The organism is Psychrobacter proteolyticus, assembly GCF_003350005.1.
Classification (GTDB): Bacteria; Pseudomonadota; Gammaproteobacteria; order Pseudomonadales; family Moraxellaceae; genus Psychrobacter; species Psychrobacter proteolyticus.
Genome location: NZ_QLKS01000003.1, coordinates 601,097 through 618,874, shown reverse-complemented (window position 1 = coordinate 618,874; position 17,778 = coordinate 601,097). Strand labels below are relative to the sequence as shown.

Here is a 17,778-nt window from a genome sequence, read left to right as displayed (position 1 = left end):
CATTCTGAATCAGCAAAAATCCACACAAGTTGTTCTTTAGTTATGCTTTTAAATAGTCTCAATCACTGTCGTCCAGTCATCGATATATAGGGTACTACTGACGCTATTCGCCTTTTCCGTTGCCGGTTAAGCTAACTAGCGAGCCGACTATCTTATCATAATGATTTGAATTGTCAAGCTTTATTTTAATTTGTTTCAACAGGTTAACTGGGTTATTAATGTGTAATCTACACACTAGCTACTTCCAGCTCGTCTTGTGAGGGCGTATTATAGACGGTTTAACTTTTGTGTCAACCCGTTTTATTAATGTTTTTAATCTTATTTTAGGAGATGAATAAATTACCAACTTTTTCAATAGGTTATAGAATTGAGGTTCTCTATTTTTTAAATACTAGTGTTCAATATGTTTTAATCCACCAATTTTCATTAAAAACAAGCTTTATCTAATATTCATAACTGGACTTATTCATCCTGTCATTCTTGAGTATTTTCCTTAAACAAATTATCTCTTATATTTTTGAATGTTGATATTCATATAATTAACACTATATAGGAGCTAAGTTATTCAGGATTATACGGCGCTTTCAATATACTGTCCTATATAGTGCAGTATCTGATGCTACCTTTATCATAAGATATGGGTCTCACATTAGTCGTCGCGCAATCCCTTGATATCTAGTGTTGAGAGACGGTTTTTGCTATAATAGTTATTTTGCTGCATTACTTATATATGTTGGCTGTTATATTACTTCTATAGCAAAATGCATTTTGCTGCAATGCTATTGATTTACTGGCTTCGAGCCTTATATCAGTTCTAGCATATATAGTCATAGTAAGACTCTAGGTAATGCGTCCCTTTCACAACATATCACGATGATTAGATATAATTGATGTGGTCTCACGGTTATATGATTGATGGTTGCAATCATCACTGCCAACGGACCCAATAATAGGCGAATAAATTATGGTAGCGATTACTTTACCCGATGGTAGTGTAAAAGACTTTGAAGGTCATACAACAGTCATGGAAGTGGCGCAAAGTATTGGGACAGGACTCGCTAAAGCGACGGTTGCTGGACGTGTAAATGGTCATCTGGTAGATGCACATGATCCTATCGTCGCTGATGCCAATGTTGAAATCGTAACGCCGAAAGACGACGACGGTGTCGATATTATCCGTCACTCATGCGCTCACCTATTAGGTCATGCTGTTAAGCAGTTATATCCTGATGTGAAGATGGTCATTGGTCCTGTCATTGATGATGGTTTTTATTACGATATCTTTAGTGAAACGCCATTTACGCCTGAGCATATGGAAGCGATTGAAAAACGCATGATGGAGCTGATCAAGCAAGATTATGACGTTATCAAAAAAATGACGCCACGTGCCGAAGCGATTGAGATATTTGAATCACGTAATGAAGACTATAAACTAAAACTTATTAATGATATGCCAGGTGAAGAAGCGTTTGGCTTGTATCATCACCAAGAATACGTCGATATGTGCCGTGGCCCGCATGTGCCAAACACACGCTTTTTGAAAGTATTTAAACTGACCAAAATGTCAGGTGCTTATTGGCGCGGCGATGCGAAAAATGAACAGTTACAGCGTATCTATGGTACTGCGTGGGCTGATAAGAAACAGTTAAAAGCCTATATCCAACGTATTGAAGAAGCAGAAAAACGTGACCATCGTAAAATTGGTAAAGCGTTAAATCTATTTCATATGCAAGAGCAAGCACCAGGCATGGTGTTCTGGCATGCGAATGGTTGGACGATTTATCAAGTACTTGAGCAGTATATGCGTAAAGTACAATATGATAACGGTTATCAAGAGATTAAGACACCTCAAATCGTTGATCGCAGCTTGTGGGAACGCTCAGGACATTGGGGCAACTACGCAACTAATATGTTCACGACATCTAGTGAAAACCGTGATTACGCGGTAAAGCCGATGAACTGCCCTTGTCACGTGCAAGTGTTTAATCAAGGTCTAAAGTCTTACCGTGACCTGCCTTTGCGTATGGCAGAGTTTGGTTCTTGTCATCGTAATGAGCCTTCAGGTTCATTGCATGGTTTGATGCGTGTACGTGGTTTTACTCAAGATGATGCGCATATCTTTTGTACGCAAGCGCAAATTCAACAAGAAGTTGCTGACTTTATTAAGCTAACACTTGCTGTTTATGAAGATTTCGGCTTTGATAACATTATTATGAAACTTTCTACCCGTCCTGAAAAACGTGTCGGTAGTGACGAGTCTTGGGACTTTGCAGAAAAGGCTTTAGCAGATGCGCTTGATAGCTCAGGGCTAGACTGGGATTACTTACCTGGCGAAGGTGCTTTTTACGGTCCAAAGATTGAGTTTAGTCTAAAAGACTCGTTAGGACGTATTTGGCAGTGCGGTACCATTCAGGTTGATCCAAACATGCCTGAGCGTCTCGATGCAGAATTCGTCAATGAGCAAAACGATCGCGAAGTGCCTATTATGTTGCACCGTGCAATCTTAGGTTCATTTGAGCGCTTCATTGGTATTTTGATCGAAAACTATGCTGGTTGGATGCCAGTATGGCTAGCACCGCAGCAAGTTGTGGTCATGAATATCACTGATAAACAAGCTGATGCATGCGAAAACGTGGTTAGCGAGCTCAAAAATGCAGGTTTGCGCGCTATTAGCGACTTGCGTAACGAAAAGATTGGATTTAAGATACGAGAGAAAACATTAGAACGTATTCCCTATATGCTAGTATTAGGGGATAAAGAAGTGGAATCGGGCAGCGTCAACGTCCGAACTCGCGAAGGTGAGAACCTTGGCGTGATGAGTGTTTCTGAATTTATTACATTAGTACAGACCGCTGTCAGTAAAAAAGGCCGACAGACCCCAAAAACAGATGAGGAGTAATACCTATTAAACAGTCCAACCGTTTGAACATCAACGAAGATATCAACGTCAAAGAAGTCCGTCTCGTCAAAGAAGATGGCGAGCAAATGGGTGTGGTTGATATCGCAACCGCGATGAAAGCGGCACGTGATGAAAACCTAGATTTGGTTGAATTAGTTCCTGAAGCTAAGCCGCCAGTATGTAAGATCATGGATTATAAACATTTCCTCTATGATCAAAAGCAAAAGGCTAAAGAAGCTAAGAAAAACCAAAAGCAGACTCAGCTCAAAGAGATGAAGCTACGTCCTAGCACCGAAGAAGCCGATTATCAGGTTAAACTGAGAAAAATCGTGAGCTTCTTGGAAGATCAAGATAAAGTTAAAATTAGCATCCGTTTCCGCGGACGTGAAATGGCGCACCAAGACATCGGTCGCAAACAACTTGATCGTATCATTGAAGATACTGCTGATATCTCAAACGTCGAACAATATCCTAAGATGGAAGGTCGTCAAATGGGTATGCTGCTTGGACCCACTAAGAAAAAGTAATCTGTCTATTGGATTGCTTTGAGTGGTGGCTGTTAGTCTATATAGCTATTTATAACTCTAACCATCAATATGCTGCGGGATATTGATGGTTTTTTATTATTTGGACTCAAAAACGGCTGTAATGAACGCAGCTATATTGAACATAATAGCCTAGTATCATTGACTGACGCTATTTTACAAAATCTACCTTCTCAACTTTCTGATTACACGGTAATCTAAAGGTCTAGTTATATTTGCTAGTCGGCATTTAGCAGTCACTAGTGATCATTTGATAGAAGTTAGTATGAGCTAAAGACATTTTATAAATGTATAAAAGCTAAGTGTATAAATAAAAACAATGTATATCACGACTGTCAGAGTCGTTGACAAAAAACACTTCCCTTCTCCGATATCAGAGGATATTTCATGCAAGAATTGACACCACCAGAAAACGCTACAACTCCCAGTATCTCTCTAACAGCACCTGAACCTGTCAAAGAAATACAAAAAAGTGAAGCAGATCAGATGGTCAAATTGGATGAAAGCCAAATTCCTGAGCTCGATGCCAAGGTTGATGCTTTTGTTGATCATGTGATTACCAACTCTGTGCATAGCGATGAATTTCGACAGAACGTTCAGTCTATTCATAATCTAGGTACCAAAGAGATTCGTGAATCTGCACAAGTATCTAATCGAATGTTAGATTTGCCCGCAAAAAGTTTGAATGACAGCTTATTTGATAATTCCCCTATCGCCAAATCGTTGACAGAACTACGTGGTATTGTTGAAGACTTAGATCCGAGCAAAAAAGAGCTGACCAGCTCACGCAAGCTGTTCGGTCTTATTCCGTTCGGCAACAAGGTACAGGATTATTTCCGTCAGTATGAATCAGCGCAATCACATATCAATGCGGTCGTTACCAGTCTCTATAATGGTAAAGATGAACTGCTCAAAGACAATGCGATGATTGAGCAAGAAAAAGTCAACATGTGGGAGCTGATGCAGTCTATTCGCCAGTATGTCTACGTTGGCAAAAAGATTGATGAACAGCTAGAACAAAAGGTCTATGCGATAGAAGCAACAGATCCAGAAAAAGCGCGCATTATCAAAGAAGAGATGTTGTTTTATGTCCGTCAAAAAAACACTGACTTTTTAACTCAGTTAGCAGTGAATATACAAGGTTACTTGGCGCTTGATACTATTCGCCGTAATAACTTAGAGCTGATTAAGGGTGTCGATCGCGCAACCACGACTACTGTGTCTGCATTACGCACGGCTGTTGTCGTCGCTCAAGCAATGACCAATCAAAAATTGGTATTAGATCAAATCACTGCATTGAATAAAACCACCAGTAGTTTGATTGAATCAACTTCAGCGATGCTTAAACGTCAGTCAGGTGAAATCCATGAGCAGGCGACCAGCAGTAGCATTGAGCTTGATAAACTACAAAATGCCTTCAATAATGTCTATGACACTATGGATATGATTAGCAATTACAAAATTGAAGCGCTAGAGAATATGAAGCAAACGGTCAATATACTGACCACGGAAGTAGATAAAGCACAAAAATACTTGGATAAATCAAATCAGACTACGGTACTAGAAGTCTCAAAAGAGTTGGATAGTAAAAAAATTACTAATCAATCGAGCAATGTCGATATCGATATTTGATTTATCCCTATAGCGGTCGCCAGAAAACTGACCGCTTCCTGCTACCGAATACACATAAGACAATTGACGCAAGATATTGCGACGTCGTTCGTGTTAAGATAGCCACTATTAATAATTTTAAAAATAGATACGGTAATTTATGAGTTGGAATGATCCAAACGCCTCAAGTGAGGCAAAAAAATATGACAACCCGATTCCTAGTCGTGAGCTGATACTCAGCACGATTAATGAGCATGGGGAAGTCACGCATCAACAATTGGCAAAAGCCTTTAATATTGATGACCCTGATCAGTTTGATGCTTTGGGCAATCGCCTAAAAGCAATGGCGCGAGATGGCCAAGTGAATCGTGATGGTCGTCCTTATCGCTATCGTACAGTGACCAAGCAAGATATCGTCTCAGGTACAGTTTCTGCACATCCAAAAGGTTTTGGTTTTGTGGTGCTAAGTGACATGCCAGATTTGTTTTTACATGAAAAACAAATGCGCTGGGTATTCAATGGCGATACAGTAGCAGCCGTCGGCACTTCGACAGACAATCGTGGACGTACCGAAGGGCGCATCGTTGATGTTGTCGAACGTCGTCAAAACAACTTTATCGGTACACTTGCTCGTGATGAAGACGGTTATTGTGTTGAGCTTGGTAGCCCAAACAATCATCAACCGATTACGGTTACTGATGACAATGTTCAGGCGCTAAATATCAAGCAAGGCGCTCCTGTTAAAGTCGATATCATTGACTGGCCAAACCAGCATGAATTTGCCACTGGTAAAATCACTGAAGTGCTGTCTGATGACAATGATCGTGAATTAATTATTGAGACTACCCTGCTCAACTATGATATTCCATCAGATTTTAGCGAAGCTGCGCTTAAACAAGCCGATGATTATCAAGAGCCAACTGAAAAAGACATAAAAGGTCGTACAGATATACGTCACCTACCGCTTGTCACTATCGATGGCGAAGATGCTCGTGACTTTGATGATGCTGTATTTGCTGAAAAGCGTTCTGGTGGTAACTACCGTGTCGTGGTTGCGATTGCGGACGTCAGCTATTATGTGACACCGAATTCACCACTTGATCAAGATGCCTATGAACGTGGTACTTCGGTATACTTCCCGCATCGCGTGATTCCGATGTTGCCTGAAGTACTATCTAACGGTCTGTGTTCATTGAACCCTAATCTAGATCGCTTATGTATGGTTGCTGATATTAAGATATCGCGCGCCGGTAAAGTGACTGGATATGAGTTCTATCCGTCAGTGATGCACTCACAAGCCCGTCTCACCTATAATCAAGTAAACGATTATCTTGTGAATCCGAATGATAAGAGATTACCTAAATCATTAACGGGTAATAAAGACGTTAAAAAGTCTGTTGATACGTTACATCAGTTGTATGAGCTACTGCTTAAAAAGCGTGAAGAACGTCATGCAATGGAGTTCGAAACAGTTGAAACGTATATCAAGTTCAACGAAAAAGGCGGAATCGAAGCGATTTTACCGCGCACTCGTGGCGACTCTCAGAAGCTAATCGAAGAATGTATGCTGCTTGCCAATACTTGTGCGGCAAACTTCGCACTTAAGCATGAGTTACCAGTTTTATATCGTAACCATGATAAGCCTGATAATGAGAAGTCGATGCGTATTCATGAATATGCAAAAAACTTTGGCTTACCATTTCCAGAAGAGAATCCAACTCAAGCGGATTATCAGCGAATTATCGAAGCGACTAAAGATAGACCAGATGCCATCAGTATTCATAGCATGCTGCTGCGTTCAATGATGCAAGCAAACTATGCACCTGACAATATTGGTCACTTTGGCTTAGCATATGACGAATATAGCCACTTTACCTCGCCGATTCGCCGTTATCCAGATTTGATGCTGCATCGTGCGATTAAGGCAAAAGTTACCAACAGCCCACAGCCTGTTATGGACTTTTCTCTTGAAGGTGCTGGTACACAAACGTCAGATACAGAACGCCGTGCAGAAAAAGCATCACGTTATGTAGAGTCTTGGCTCAAGTGTCACTATATGACCGATCATGTCGGTGAAGAGTTCGAAGGCGTTGTGACTACGGTTACTAGCTTTGGTCTATTCGTCACATTGACTGATTTATATATCGATGGTTTGGTTCATATCTCAAATGTTGGCGATGACTTCTTTGTCTACGATGAGCAGCAACAGCAGCTTATCGGTAAAGATAAAGGCACGCTGTTTGGACTTGGCGATTCGGTTAAAGTGAAGGTTGCGGGTGTTAACATGGACCTGCTACAAATTGACTTTGATTTGAAGGCTAAATTGCAATCTAGTGCAATGAACCAAAGCAAAAAAGGTCAACCGAAGAAAGAGCAGCCGAAGAAAACTCCAGCAAAAAGAAGCAGCAACCGCAGAGGCGCTGCCAAAAAAAGCTAAGCTTAGACTGATGCTTAGGTACTGATGTTGTAATACAATAAAAAAGGCTAACGTGATCGTTAGCCTTTTTTATGCTGTCTACTTTTCAATCATCAACGATATAGCTATTTATTGTGCCTATTGCGCATCGTCTAATTGGTCTACACGTTCTTGCTCGGCTTGCTGCGCTTGGTCAATTTTACTAGTAGCACTATCTACGATAGCTTTTGGCTGTTGGCTAAGTGGCTGGCTAGTAATATCTGTATCAGAGGTAGCTATTGTAGAATCATGCTGTTCAGCCGCTACGCTACTGGCTGCGATTTCTCTATTTTGTTCGCGACTATTACCATTGATAATGTTAAAGCCAAGCAATGCCACAATACCAATTACTGCAAAGATAATAACGTGTTTCATTTCCATAAAAAGCCCCATATTTGAATAACCACCAAATATAGATTCTGTTGCATTTTTTATGCCTAAACCTTCTTTAACGTCTAACATCTATTCTTGCGGACTATTATTATTCAATAAATCCGTCTCATCTGAGCTTTGAGCAATCTCTTGTTCAACCTTTTCCATCAGCTTGTCGTCAGGACGGGCGTCGAGAACCTCATTAGCACTGCGACCTTGTAAAATGGTTTTGGCTCGAGCCTTGGCTTGTTTTTTATCTTGGTCATCCGTATGACTTTCGCTGACCTGATTGTTTTCATCAGGTTTAGGGACAGTCGGAGTAATCGTCATATCAGATTGAATATTATTAGCATTGCTGACACTGCTTTGCATGTGCTCAAAGGCTTTTTCTAACTTATTGTTGAAGCGCAGACGATAAATAGGCTCAGGCAAGCTAAACCCCTCATTTTCTAATGCATGCTTGGTTTCACGAATAGTGATACTGCGCGCTTTGGCAAAGTCAGTCTCTGATTGGTCTACCCAAACCTGAAATTCCAAAACAATATTAGAATCACCCACATTGGTAATGACCGCAATCGCCTTTGGTTCATTCAACACAAACGCCAGCGTATGTATCGCATCCAATCCGACTTTGATTGCTGCTAGTGGATCATCATTGGCATCAACGCCCAATTCAAAAGTAAATCGGCGCTCAGGGTTTTTGGTGTAATTTAGAATTGTACCTTTAAAAACTTCAGCATTAGGAATGCGCAGCTGATTACCATCCAATGTCATCAGTATTGTTGCACGTGAGGTCAAACGAACCACGATGCCCTCTTGTCCATTAATCACGATATGATCACGAGCACGAAAAGGTTGGCGAATGCTCAGCATCAATGAAGCGATATAATTCTCGATAGTGTCTTTGACTGCGAAACCAACCGCAATACCAATGACACCTGCCCCACCAAGCAATGTACCTAAAATAGTCTCTGCACCTATCAAACTTAGTCCTAGAATCAGACCAAAGATAATAAAGATGACTTTGGCCGTTTGTGACAGCAGCTCAGCGACAAACGGATTGGGTGTGAGACGTTGCCACATCTTTTTGCGATTAGATAACCAACTGCCAAACCATGCCACCAAGGCAAATATAACGATGCCAACTAATAGTAGTGGTAGCGCCTTCACTAGATTGGTCACCTGCGCTTTTAGACCTTGATAGACCGTTGAGACATTCTCTTGAACATCTAGTGTACGGTTAATTCTGTCTTCTACAGTGACGACATCTGTTAGACGGTTGGTTAGGTTAATAGCTTGTTGTGCTTTTTTTTCGTTGGCTGTTTCTCCCGTTAGGGTAACGACCCCTTGGGTGACACTAACGTTGACGGCTTGTAAGCCTTCGATTTCAGAGAAAATACCGCTGATACGTTGACGAATGTCGTTGTCTTTTTGCGGTGTGGGTGTAGTCTCGATTTGAGCATTATTAGTGCTTTCGCCACTGATTACTGGCGGTGGAGCAGGCGTTGGCAATGAGCTGTCAGGTTGTGTGGTTTCACCTTTTGATGTTTCATTTTCTGATGTGGCAGAATTATCGTTAGATACGCTTTCCTCTGTCGTTTCTACACCTTCAGTTGTCTCCATACCTAGTGCTGCTGCGATACCAGAAATTTCTTCACTGGCAGCATGCGCTGAAAACGCAAAAAGGATGCTTAGTAGCAACACTATTTGACCCCACGCTTTTATAAAACTGCGTACTATCGGGCGGTCAATATAAGTGGCCATAAGCATCCTTTACTTTTTACGGATTTTCTCGCTTAGCTGATTGCTGATGATTAGCTGCCTGATTTTATTTAGCTATCTAAATAGAGCTGTGCTTCGCTCAAGTTCAGCGTGCCCTCATAGATAGCACGACCAGTGATGATACCTTCGATACAATCACCATAAGGCTTTAACAGCTCGATATCTTTCATGTCAGTAACGCCACCTGATGCAATCACAGGTAGTCCGCCTTCACGCGCCAAATTAACGGTTTGTTCGACGTTAACGCCTTGCATCATGCCATCGCGGGCGATATCAGTATAAACAATTGATGACACGCCGACGTCTGCAAAGCGCTTAGCAAGTTCGGTCGCTTTGGTATCTGTCACGTTTGCCCAGCCATGAGTGGCTACCATACCGTCTTTAGCATCGATACCGACGATGATATGTCCTGCAAATTCGCGGCAAGCTTCCGCAACAAAATTAGGATCTTCAACGGCTTTTGTACCGATAATGATATATGTCAAACCTGCAGTAATATACTGCTCGATGGTGTTCATGTTGCGTACACCGCCACCTAGTTGAATAGGCAGGTTCGGGTAGGCTTTGGTGATATCATTGACCACTTGTCTATGTACTGGCACGCCATCAAAAGCACCATTCAAATCGACCAAATGCAAGCGACGAGCGCCTTCATCTACCCAACGCGCTGCCATGGCAACTGGGTCATCAGAGAACACCGTATCATCTTCCATACGGCCTTGTTTTAAACGTACACACTTACCATCTTTTAAATCAATAGCCGGGATAATGACGGGCACAGCACACATATAGCATTCCTTATAAAGCACAAGATTGGCAATAAATTTAGTAAATTACAATTTTGAGAATAAAACGTTATTGAAGCGTCAAATAACGAGAGAAAACGCTGCTTAAAAGTAGCATAAATTATGGACAGATCGAAAACCAAGATACTGCTAAGTTAGCAATCTGTTTGAATATAAATAAGAAAGACAGAAACTAGACAATCATAACCATAAGTTTTAGTACGTAGAATCACTACCAACAATCGTTAAATTCTATTACTGACTGGCAATTTTAGGTCAATTTAGCGTATAATCCTAGGTAAATTTTTATTTGTTTCTATGTGATAGTAACCATGTGTTACGCTTTTTGTTGAGTTGTTACAACTCACTAATACAGCATGGTGATCAGGATGGATCGAGCAATCGCTCAATACGCCAATAAAATATTGGCCAAGAAATTGCTAAAAAGGGCTATCTGAAAAATCTTGACCAATAGTCTCTAAACCATCGATTCTGCGGTATTTAACCTTAATTAGATGTCTTGCAATTCTCTATCACTAGCTAACTATATTAAAACCGTTACGATTAAAACTATAGCAGCTTATAATAAGTGAGGTTTACTTATCAGTTGCTTAGCTAGTTTGTCTTTTAACCAGTATATCATCTACCTTAATAGATCGTTATTTGGCCACACTCTTATTCTATCGAATACTTTTAGACGGTATTAGTGAGCGAGAGATGGTCAAGCATACTGGTGTTACAAGTTTTAAATTTCAATGAAACGTGTGATAAAGCCATTTGTATTTAAACCAGTCTCTTTTAGCCATGCGCTGTAGCGATTGATTTCGATGAAACGGTTTTAGCATACACCTTGGTAGCCAGTCGCCACTTTGGTAATTCGAATAAGACATTAACGTGTTGTTAAGGAGTCTAAGGTCAGCGTTAATACTCTTACTAGTAGTTATGATCATGTATTGTCTTCACAGAGCTTTCATCCCTATTTCACAATAAAGGAAATAGACGATTGAAGGCTTTATTGAGTGATACAAATGTTCATGCTACCGATATACCAAACAGGACGTCTGGTATCGTTTTAGACTATGGACTAAGTTTTCGCTTATGATTACCATCAAAAAAGGTTTGGATTTGCCCATCACTGGTGAACCCTCCCGCGAGATATCTGAGCACCAACCGACACATGTAGCACTTGTTGGCTATGATTATGTGGGTATGAAGCCCACTATGAATGTCAAAGAAGGTGACATTGTAGCCAAAGGTCAGCCCGTTTTTGAAGACAAAAAACGTGTTGGCGTGATCTACACTGCCCCTGCTGCCGGTAAGGTCGTCGCTGTTAAACGTGGCGAACGTCGAGTGTTTGAGAGTCTTGTGATTGCGGTCGACCCAAATGGTGAAGAAGTAGACTTTGAGCGCTATGACTCACAGCAGCTTGCTGACCTAGACTCTGAAGTCGTTGAAACCCAACTGATTGCCTCTGGCGAATGGACCGCGTTCCGTACGCGTCCTTATAGCCGCGCACCCGAAATCGGTGCTCGTCCACATGCTATCTTTGTCACAGCAATGGATACCAATCCACTTGCCTTTGACCCGATGCTTGTGATCAATGAGCAGCTACAAGCGTTCAATGATGGACTTACTGTATTATCTACGCTTAGTCCAAATACCTTTGTCTGCCATCATGGCGATACTCAACTGACGCCAGTAGCAAAAACTGCAGCGAATAACGTCACTGAGTATCATGGTTTTGCTGGTAAGCATCCAGCTGGTCTTGCTGGTACGCACATTCACTTTTTGCATCCTATCAGCCGCGGTGTAACCGTATGGACGATTGGTTATCAAGACGTGATTGCAATCGGTAAATTGTTCACGACAGGTCGTCTATATACGCGCCGCATGGTGAGCTTAGCAGGACCTGCTGTCACTAACCCGCAGTTGGTTATGACTGAACGCGGTGCTGATATTACTGCATTGACCAAAGGTACACTGGCTGCTGGCGAGAACCGTATCATTTCAGGTTCAGTATTGTCTGGTCGCAAAGTGTTTGAAAATATCGCCTATCTGGGTCGTTTTCACAATCAGATCAGCGTATTGACTGAAGGCCGTGAGCGTCCTGCGTTTCACTTCTTTACTCCAGGTAAAAACCGCTTCTCAAAACTGCCTATCTATATTTCGCAGTTCTTTGGTGGCAAAAAATACAACTTTACTACGACAAGTAACGGCTCACCTCGAGCGATGGTACCAATCGGTGTCTATGAAGAAGTCATGCCACAAGATTACCTACCAACTCAATTACTACGTGCATTGATCGTCGAAGACATCATTAGCGCCGTAGATTTGGGTGTGCTTGAACTGGACGAAGAAGATTTGGCATTATGCACCTTTGTATCTCCTGGCAAATATGAATTCGGTGATATTTTGCGTGATAACTTAACGCGCATTGAGCTGGAGGGCTAACCACGATGAAATTTTTACACAATATGTTCGATCGTATGGAGCCATCTTTCACCAAAGGCGGCAAACACGAAAAGTATTACGCTATTTTTGAGATGTTTGATACGTTCTTACGTCAACCAAGCTCAACCACTTATGCGTCATCGCATGTACGTGACGGGATTGACCTAAAACGTATTATGATTACCGTATGGCTATGTACGTTCCCAGCGATGTTTTGGGGTATGTACAACATTGGTCATCAAGCACTAACCGCTATCGCTCAGCTTGGCTTGCAGCCTGAAGGCTGGCGTACTGTGATCACTAGCATGGCAGGCTATAACCCAGACAGTATCTGGGCCAGCTTCGTCTATGGTGCGATGCAGTTTTTGCCTATTTATATCGTGACGTTTGCAGTGGGTATTCTCTGTGAGATTATCTTTGCTGTCGTCCGTGGACACGAAGTCAACGAAGGTTTCTTTGTGACTTCAGTTCTATTTGCATTATGTCTACCACCTGATATTCCTTTATGGCAAGTTGCCCTAGGTATTATCTTCGGTGTAGTCGTCGCAAAAGAAGTGTTCGGTGGTACTGGTAAAAACTTCCTTAACCCTGCCCTATCGGGTCGTGCATTCTTATACTTTGCTTATCCAGCCTATATGTCTGGTGACTCAGTATGGACGGCAGTAGATGGTTTCTCAGGCGCGACGCCTCTTGGCCTTGCAGCCCTTGGTGTGGTTCCTCAGGACTTCGTCGACGTCTATGGTAATGCCATTACGTGGAGCGATGCATTCTTAGGCAACATGCAAGGCAGTATCGGTGAAGTATCGACACTAGCCATCCTAATGGGTGCGGCAGTGTTGCTATGGACGCGTATTGCTTCTTGGCGCATTATGGCAGGTTGTGTGGTCGGTTTGATTGCTACGTCTCTTGTGTTCAACATGATTGGCTCTGAAGACAACATGATGATGAGCTTGCCGTTCTACTGGCACTTAGTTATCGGTGGCTTTGCTTTCGGTGCTGTATTTATGGCAACCGATCCAGTATCAGCTGCACATACAAACAAAGGCCGCTGGGCTTACGGTATCTTGATTGGTTTTATGACCGTATTGATTCGCGTCATCAACCCTGCTTTCCCAGAAGGCATCATGCTGGCCATTCTATTCGCCAACTTATTTGCTCCATTGTTTGATTACTTTGTGACTCAAGCAAATATCAAACGCCAAACCGCTCGGAGGGTTCGCTATGTCCAAGCCCAAAAGTAATAACGCGAAAACCATCAGTGTGGCTTTGACGCTATGCTTGGTATGTTCAGTGTTGGTCTCAGCAGTGGCTGTTGGTCTAAAGCCTGCGCAAGTTGAAAACGCTCGTTTAGATCGTAACAAAAACATCTTAGTTGCTGCTGATATGTATGACGCTGAGTCTGATACAGCAGATGATGTTGCCGAACGTTTTAAAGATTTTGAAGTAAAAATCATTGATTTAAACGAAGGTACTTATCTCGATGATGATGCGCTAAAAACTGCTGGCATCCCTGATCGTAATGCTTATGACGCCAGTCAAGCGACAAAAAACCAAGCTTTAAGTGAAGACTTAGGTGACAACGATCCTGCTGGTATTGGTCGTAAGCCAAAATATGCCAAGGTCTATGTCAAAAATGATGACGCAGGTCAGCCAGAAACGGTTGTATTGCCAATTCAGGGCTACGGTCTATGGGGCACTATCTATGGTTTCTTAACACTCGAAAGTGATATGAATACCATCAAAGGTATCAGTTTCTATGAGCATAAAGAAACCCCAGGTCTTGGCGCTCGTATCGAAGAGCCAGAATGGCGTGCAAAGTGGAGCGGTATCGAGTCTTATGACGAGAATGGTAACGTTGCCACTGGTGTGACCAAAGCTGGTAACCCAAAAGAAAACTGGGTTGATGGCATCAGCGGTGCAACATTGACTAGCCGCGGCGTCAGCAACATGATTCAATTTTGGTTAGGCGAGCAAGGTTACAAGCCTTATCTAGATACGCTACGCGAAAAGAGCGGCCAAACGGTTGAAGGTGCAGACACGCAAGCAAATCAATCAAAGCCGGCAGCTCAACCTAAAACCGAATTGGCAGCCAAGCTACCAGTAGCAAACGGCAAGGAGGCATAACATGGCTGACACTAAAAGCATTTTAACCACGCCTATCTTTGATAATAACCCTATTGCCCTACAGATTCTTGGTATCTGTTCGGCATTGGCTGTCACCACCAGCATGGCTAACGCTATGGTCATGTGTGTGGCATTGACCTTGGTAACGGCATTTTCAAGCTTCTTTATCTCGATTATCCGTAAGCAGATTCCATCAAGCATTCGTATCATCGTACAGATGACGATTATTGCTTCGTTGGTTATCTTGGTTGATCAGGTACTAAAAGCAGTTGCTTATGACGTCAGTAAAGGTTTGTCAGTTTTCGTTGGTTTGATCATCACGAACTGTATCGTTATGGGCCGTGCTGAAGCATTTGCTATGAGCAACCCACCAATCCCAAGCTTTTTAGATGGTATTGGTAACGGTCTTGGTTACTCAGCAGTATTGCTATTCGTCGCAACTATCCGTGAGCTATTGGGCGCTGGTACTTGGTTCGGTATTACGATTCTACAGCCAGTCACTGATGGCGGTTGGTACATACCAAACGGTTTATTATTGTTACCACCATCAGCGTTCTTTATCATTGGTTTGTTCATCGCTGTTGTCCGTATCTGGAAACCAGAACAAGTTGAAGAAGCTGAGTTTGTAATGAAGCCGCAATCTAAAGGCATGGCACATGGAGGCGGTCACTAATGGGACATTATGTTAGTTTATTTATAACCTCAGTCTTTATTGAGAACATGGCGCTTGCCTACTTTTTAGGCATGTGTACTTTTTTGGCCGTATCCAAAAAAGTCTCTACAGCGATTGGTCTAGGTGTTGCAGTTGTTGTCGTGATGGCAATTACCGTTCCACTAAACAATTTACTATTCCAGTTCATCCTAAAAGATGGTGCGCTAGCATGGGCAGGTTTCCCTGATATCGACTTGAGCTTCTTAGGATTGCTAAGTTATATCGGTTTGATTGCAGCCACCGTACAGATCCTAGAGATGTTCTTGGACAAGTTTGTACCGAGTCTATATAACGCACTTGGGGTATTCTTACCACTAATCACCGTAAACTGTGCCATCTTGGGTGGTGTACTATTTATGGTTGAGCGTGACTATAACTTTGGTGAATCTGTTGTCTATGGTGTGGGTGCAGGCTTCGGTTGGGCACTTGCTATTACAGCATTGGCGGGTATCCGTGAAAAGCTAAAATACTCAGATATTCCAGCACCGCTGCGTGGTCTTGGTATTACTTTTATCACGGTTGGTCTTATGTCGCTCGGCTTTATGTCGTTCGGTGGTATGTCCATCTAAACCGCTAAGCTCAAAGCTTTCATTAGCTATTTGACTTATTTAATTCATTTATTCGGTAGAGGTTTGGGTACAGCATAGATTATGCCCCCACACCCCTACCCCATAGATTAAGGATACCTACCATGGATTACGCTACGGCGATTGGTGGCGTTGCTATGTTTACCTTGATCATCATGGGCCTTGTCGCTATTATTTTGGCGGCGCGCTCAAGACTGGTCAGTTCAGGCGATGTCACTATCCATATTAATGATAATCCCGATAATGATGTGGTGACACCAGCTGGCGGCAAACTACTACAAACGCTAGCGGGCGAAGGTATATTTTTATCTTCAGCTTGTGGTGGTGGTGGTACTTGTGCGCAGTGTCGTTGCCGCGTTATTGAAGGTGGTGGTTCTATTTTGCCCACCGAAGAAGGCTATTTTACTCAAGGTGAAATCCGCAATCACATGCGCTTAGCTTGTCAGGTAGCTGTTAAGCAAGACATGAAAATTGAGATTGATCCTGAGTTCTTTGATGTACAGAAATGGGAATGTGAAGTTATCTCTAACGATAACGTTGCCACTTTCATTAAAGAGCTGGTACTAAAAATTCCAGAAGGCGAAGAAGTAAACTTCCGCGCTGGTGGTTATGTACAGTTGGAAGCGCCACCGCATGAAGTACACTACAAAGACTTTGTGGTTGATGAAGAGTATAGAGAAGACTGGGAAAAATTCGGTATCTTCAACTACGTCTCAAAAGTTGATGAGCCTGTTATCCGTGCTTACTCGATGGCCAACTATCCTGAAGAGAAAGGCCTCATCAAATTTAACATCCGTATCGCAAGTCCACCGCCACGCGGTCCTGACGGTATTCCACCAGGCAAAATGTCTTCATGGGTATTTAGCTTAGTACCTGGTGACAAAGTGACAGTTTCAGGTCCTTACGGTGAGTTCTTTGCCAAGAAGACCGAAGCTGAAATGATCTTTGTTGGTGGTGGTGCTGGTATGGCCCCAATGCGCTCACATATCTTTGATCAGCTCAAACGCTTGAATACTGATCGTAAGATTAGTTTCTGGTACGGTGCTCGTTCTATCCGTGAGATGTTCTACGTCGAAGACTATGATCAGCTAGAAGAAGAGTTCGATAACTTTGAGTGGCATGTTGCACTGTCTGACCCATTACCAGAAGATAACTGGGAAGGTCCAACAGGCTTTATCCATAACGTATTGCTCGAAAACTATCTGAAAGATCATCCAAACCCAGAAGACTGTGAATACTACATGTGTGGGCCACCGATGATGAACGCTGCTGTAATCGATATGCTACACAGCATGGGCGTGGAAGACGAAAACATCATGCTTGATGATTTCGGTGGTTAAGTTAGATAATTAATCTAACAGCAGAAATGTAAGAATAAAAAAAGAGTCTCAATTGAGGCTCTTTTTTTTGTGCGATTTTTACACATAGTAATGCCGTTACAGACTACAAATCTAG

The 17,778-nt window shown here is 42.3% G+C and carries 13 protein-coding genes; 10 read left to right on the top strand and 3 right to left on the bottom strand.

Going from position 1 to position 17,778, the window contains the following annotated elements; translation table 11 throughout:
• Positions 1-964 precede the first annotated feature (964 nt).
• The 4 genes from thrS (at position 965) to rnr (ending at position 7,492) form a co-directional block, all read left to right on the top strand.
• On the top strand, positions 965-2,899 hold the full coding sequence (thrS, locus tag DXK30_RS09785) for a threonine--tRNA ligase (protein WP_114701520.1): 1,935 nt from the start codon (positions 965-967) through the stop codon (positions 2,897-2,899).
• Between the two features lie 23 nt (positions 2,900-2,922).
• Positions 2,923-3,426 carry a translation initiation factor IF-3 gene (infC, locus tag DXK30_RS09780; RefSeq protein ID WP_057762155.1) on the top strand — a complete coding sequence of 168 codons (504 nt, stop codon included), beginning with the start codon at positions 2,923-2,925 and terminating at the stop codon, positions 3,424-3,426.
• A gap of 405 nt (positions 3,427-3,831) precedes the next feature.
• A complete protein-coding gene (locus tag DXK30_RS09775; protein WP_114701519.1) occupies positions 3,832-5,076 on the top strand; it encodes a toxic anion resistance protein in 1,245 nt (414 codons plus the stop codon).
• A gap of 139 nt (positions 5,077-5,215) precedes the next feature.
• Positions 5,216-7,492, top strand: a complete 2,277-nt coding sequence (gene rnr / locus DXK30_RS09770; protein WP_101204722.1) for a ribonuclease R — start codon at positions 5,216-5,218, stop codon at positions 7,490-7,492.
• A 117-nt stretch (positions 7,493-7,609) separates the two neighbouring features.
• Here rnr and DXK30_RS09765 read toward each other — a convergent pair whose 3' ends face one another.
• The 3 genes from DXK30_RS09765 to hisA form a co-directional block, all read right to left on the bottom strand.
• Positions 7,610-7,891 (bottom strand): hypothetical protein, encoded by a 282-nt coding sequence (locus DXK30_RS09765; protein WP_114701559.1) that lies wholly within the window; start codon positions 7,889-7,891, stop codon positions 7,610-7,612.
• 81 nt (positions 7,892-7,972) lie between these two features.
• A complete protein-coding gene (locus tag DXK30_RS09760) occupies positions 7,973-9,646 on the bottom strand; it encodes a mechanosensitive ion channel family protein (protein WP_114701518.1) in 1,674 nt (557 codons plus the stop codon).
• Between the two features lie 68 nt (positions 9,647-9,714).
• The gene (hisA, locus tag DXK30_RS09755) at positions 9,715-10,452 is read right to left on the bottom strand and encodes a 1-(5-phosphoribosyl)-5-[(5-phosphoribosylamino)methylideneamino]imidazole-4-carboxamide isomerase (protein WP_102094878.1); all 738 of its coding nucleotides are present in this window, start codon (positions 10,450-10,452) and stop codon (positions 9,715-9,717) included.
• 1,095 nt (positions 10,453-11,547) lie between these two features.
• Between hisA and DXK30_RS09750 the strand changes: the two genes are divergently transcribed.
• The 6 genes from DXK30_RS09750 (at position 11,548) to nqrF (ending at position 17,663) form a co-directional block, all read left to right on the top strand.
• On the top strand, positions 11,548-12,900 hold the full coding sequence (locus DXK30_RS09750) for a Na(+)-translocating NADH-quinone reductase subunit A (RefSeq protein ID WP_114701517.1): 1,353 nt from the start codon (positions 11,548-11,550) through the stop codon (positions 12,898-12,900).
• A 5-nt stretch (positions 12,901-12,905) separates the two neighbouring features.
• A complete protein-coding gene (locus DXK30_RS09745) occupies positions 12,906-14,141 on the top strand; it encodes an NADH:ubiquinone reductase (Na(+)-transporting) subunit B (protein WP_057762164.1) in 1,236 nt (411 codons plus the stop codon).
• Complete coding sequence (locus DXK30_RS09740; protein WP_057762167.1) at positions 14,122-15,024, top strand: Na(+)-translocating NADH-quinone reductase subunit C; 903 nt, start codon at positions 14,122-14,124, stop codon at positions 15,022-15,024. The genes DXK30_RS09745 and DXK30_RS09740 overlap by 20 nt, the downstream gene beginning before the upstream one ends.
• A 1-nt stretch (position 15,025) precedes the next feature.
• The gene (locus DXK30_RS09735) at positions 15,026-15,697 is read left to right on the top strand and encodes an NADH:ubiquinone reductase (Na(+)-transporting) subunit D (RefSeq protein WP_057762168.1); all 672 of its coding nucleotides are present in this window, start codon (positions 15,026-15,028) and stop codon (positions 15,695-15,697) included.
• Entirely contained in the window at positions 15,697-16,305 is a 609-nt protein-coding gene (gene nqrE / locus DXK30_RS09730) for an NADH:ubiquinone reductase (Na(+)-transporting) subunit E (RefSeq protein ID WP_011281361.1), read from the top strand. The genes DXK30_RS09735 and nqrE overlap by 1 nt, the downstream gene beginning before the upstream one ends.
• Positions 16,306-16,427: 122 nt before the next feature.
• On the top strand, positions 16,428-17,663 hold the full coding sequence (gene nqrF / locus DXK30_RS09725) for an NADH:ubiquinone reductase (Na(+)-transporting) subunit F (protein ID WP_102078341.1): 1,236 nt from the start codon (positions 16,428-16,430) through the stop codon (positions 17,661-17,663).
• The last annotated feature ends 115 nt before the right edge of the window (positions 17,664-17,778 follow it).

Bases quoted from the DNA above. Each gene is read 5' to 3' on its own strand.
- DXK30_RS09735 (WP_057762168.1), top strand. From the start codon at position 15,026: ATGGCTGACACTAAAAGCATTTTAACCACGCCTATCTTTGATAATAAC.
- DXK30_RS09760 (WP_114701518.1), bottom strand. From the start codon at position 9,646: ATGGCCACTTATATTGACCGCCCGATAGTACGCAGTTTTATAAAAGCG.
- nqrF (WP_102078341.1), top strand. From the start codon at position 16,428: ATGGATTACGCTACGGCGATTGGTGGCGTTGCTATGTTTACCTTGATC.
- DXK30_RS09750 (WP_114701517.1), top strand. From the start codon at position 11,548: ATGATTACCATCAAAAAAGGTTTGGATTTGCCCATCACTGGTGAACCC.
- hisA (WP_102094878.1), bottom strand. From the start codon at position 10,452: ATGTGTGCTGTGCCCGTCATTATCCCGGCTATTGATTTAAAAGATGGT.
- DXK30_RS09740 (WP_057762167.1), top strand. From the start codon at position 14,122: ATGTCCAAGCCCAAAAGTAATAACGCGAAAACCATCAGTGTGGCTTTG.
- DXK30_RS09775 (WP_114701519.1), top strand. From the start codon at position 3,832: ATGCAAGAATTGACACCACCAGAAAACGCTACAACTCCCAGTATCTCT.
- DXK30_RS09765 (WP_114701559.1), bottom strand. From the start codon at position 7,891: ATGGAAATGAAACACGTTATTATCTTTGCAGTAATTGGTATTGTGGCA.
- nqrE (WP_011281361.1), top strand. From the start codon at position 15,697: ATGGGACATTATGTTAGTTTATTTATAACCTCAGTCTTTATTGAGAAC.
- DXK30_RS09745 (WP_057762164.1), top strand. From the start codon at position 12,906: ATGAAATTTTTACACAATATGTTCGATCGTATGGAGCCATCTTTCACC.
- thrS (WP_114701520.1), top strand. From the start codon at position 965: ATGGTAGCGATTACTTTACCCGATGGTAGTGTAAAAGACTTTGAAGGT.
- rnr (WP_101204722.1), top strand. From the start codon at position 5,216: ATGAGTTGGAATGATCCAAACGCCTCAAGTGAGGCAAAAAAATATGAC.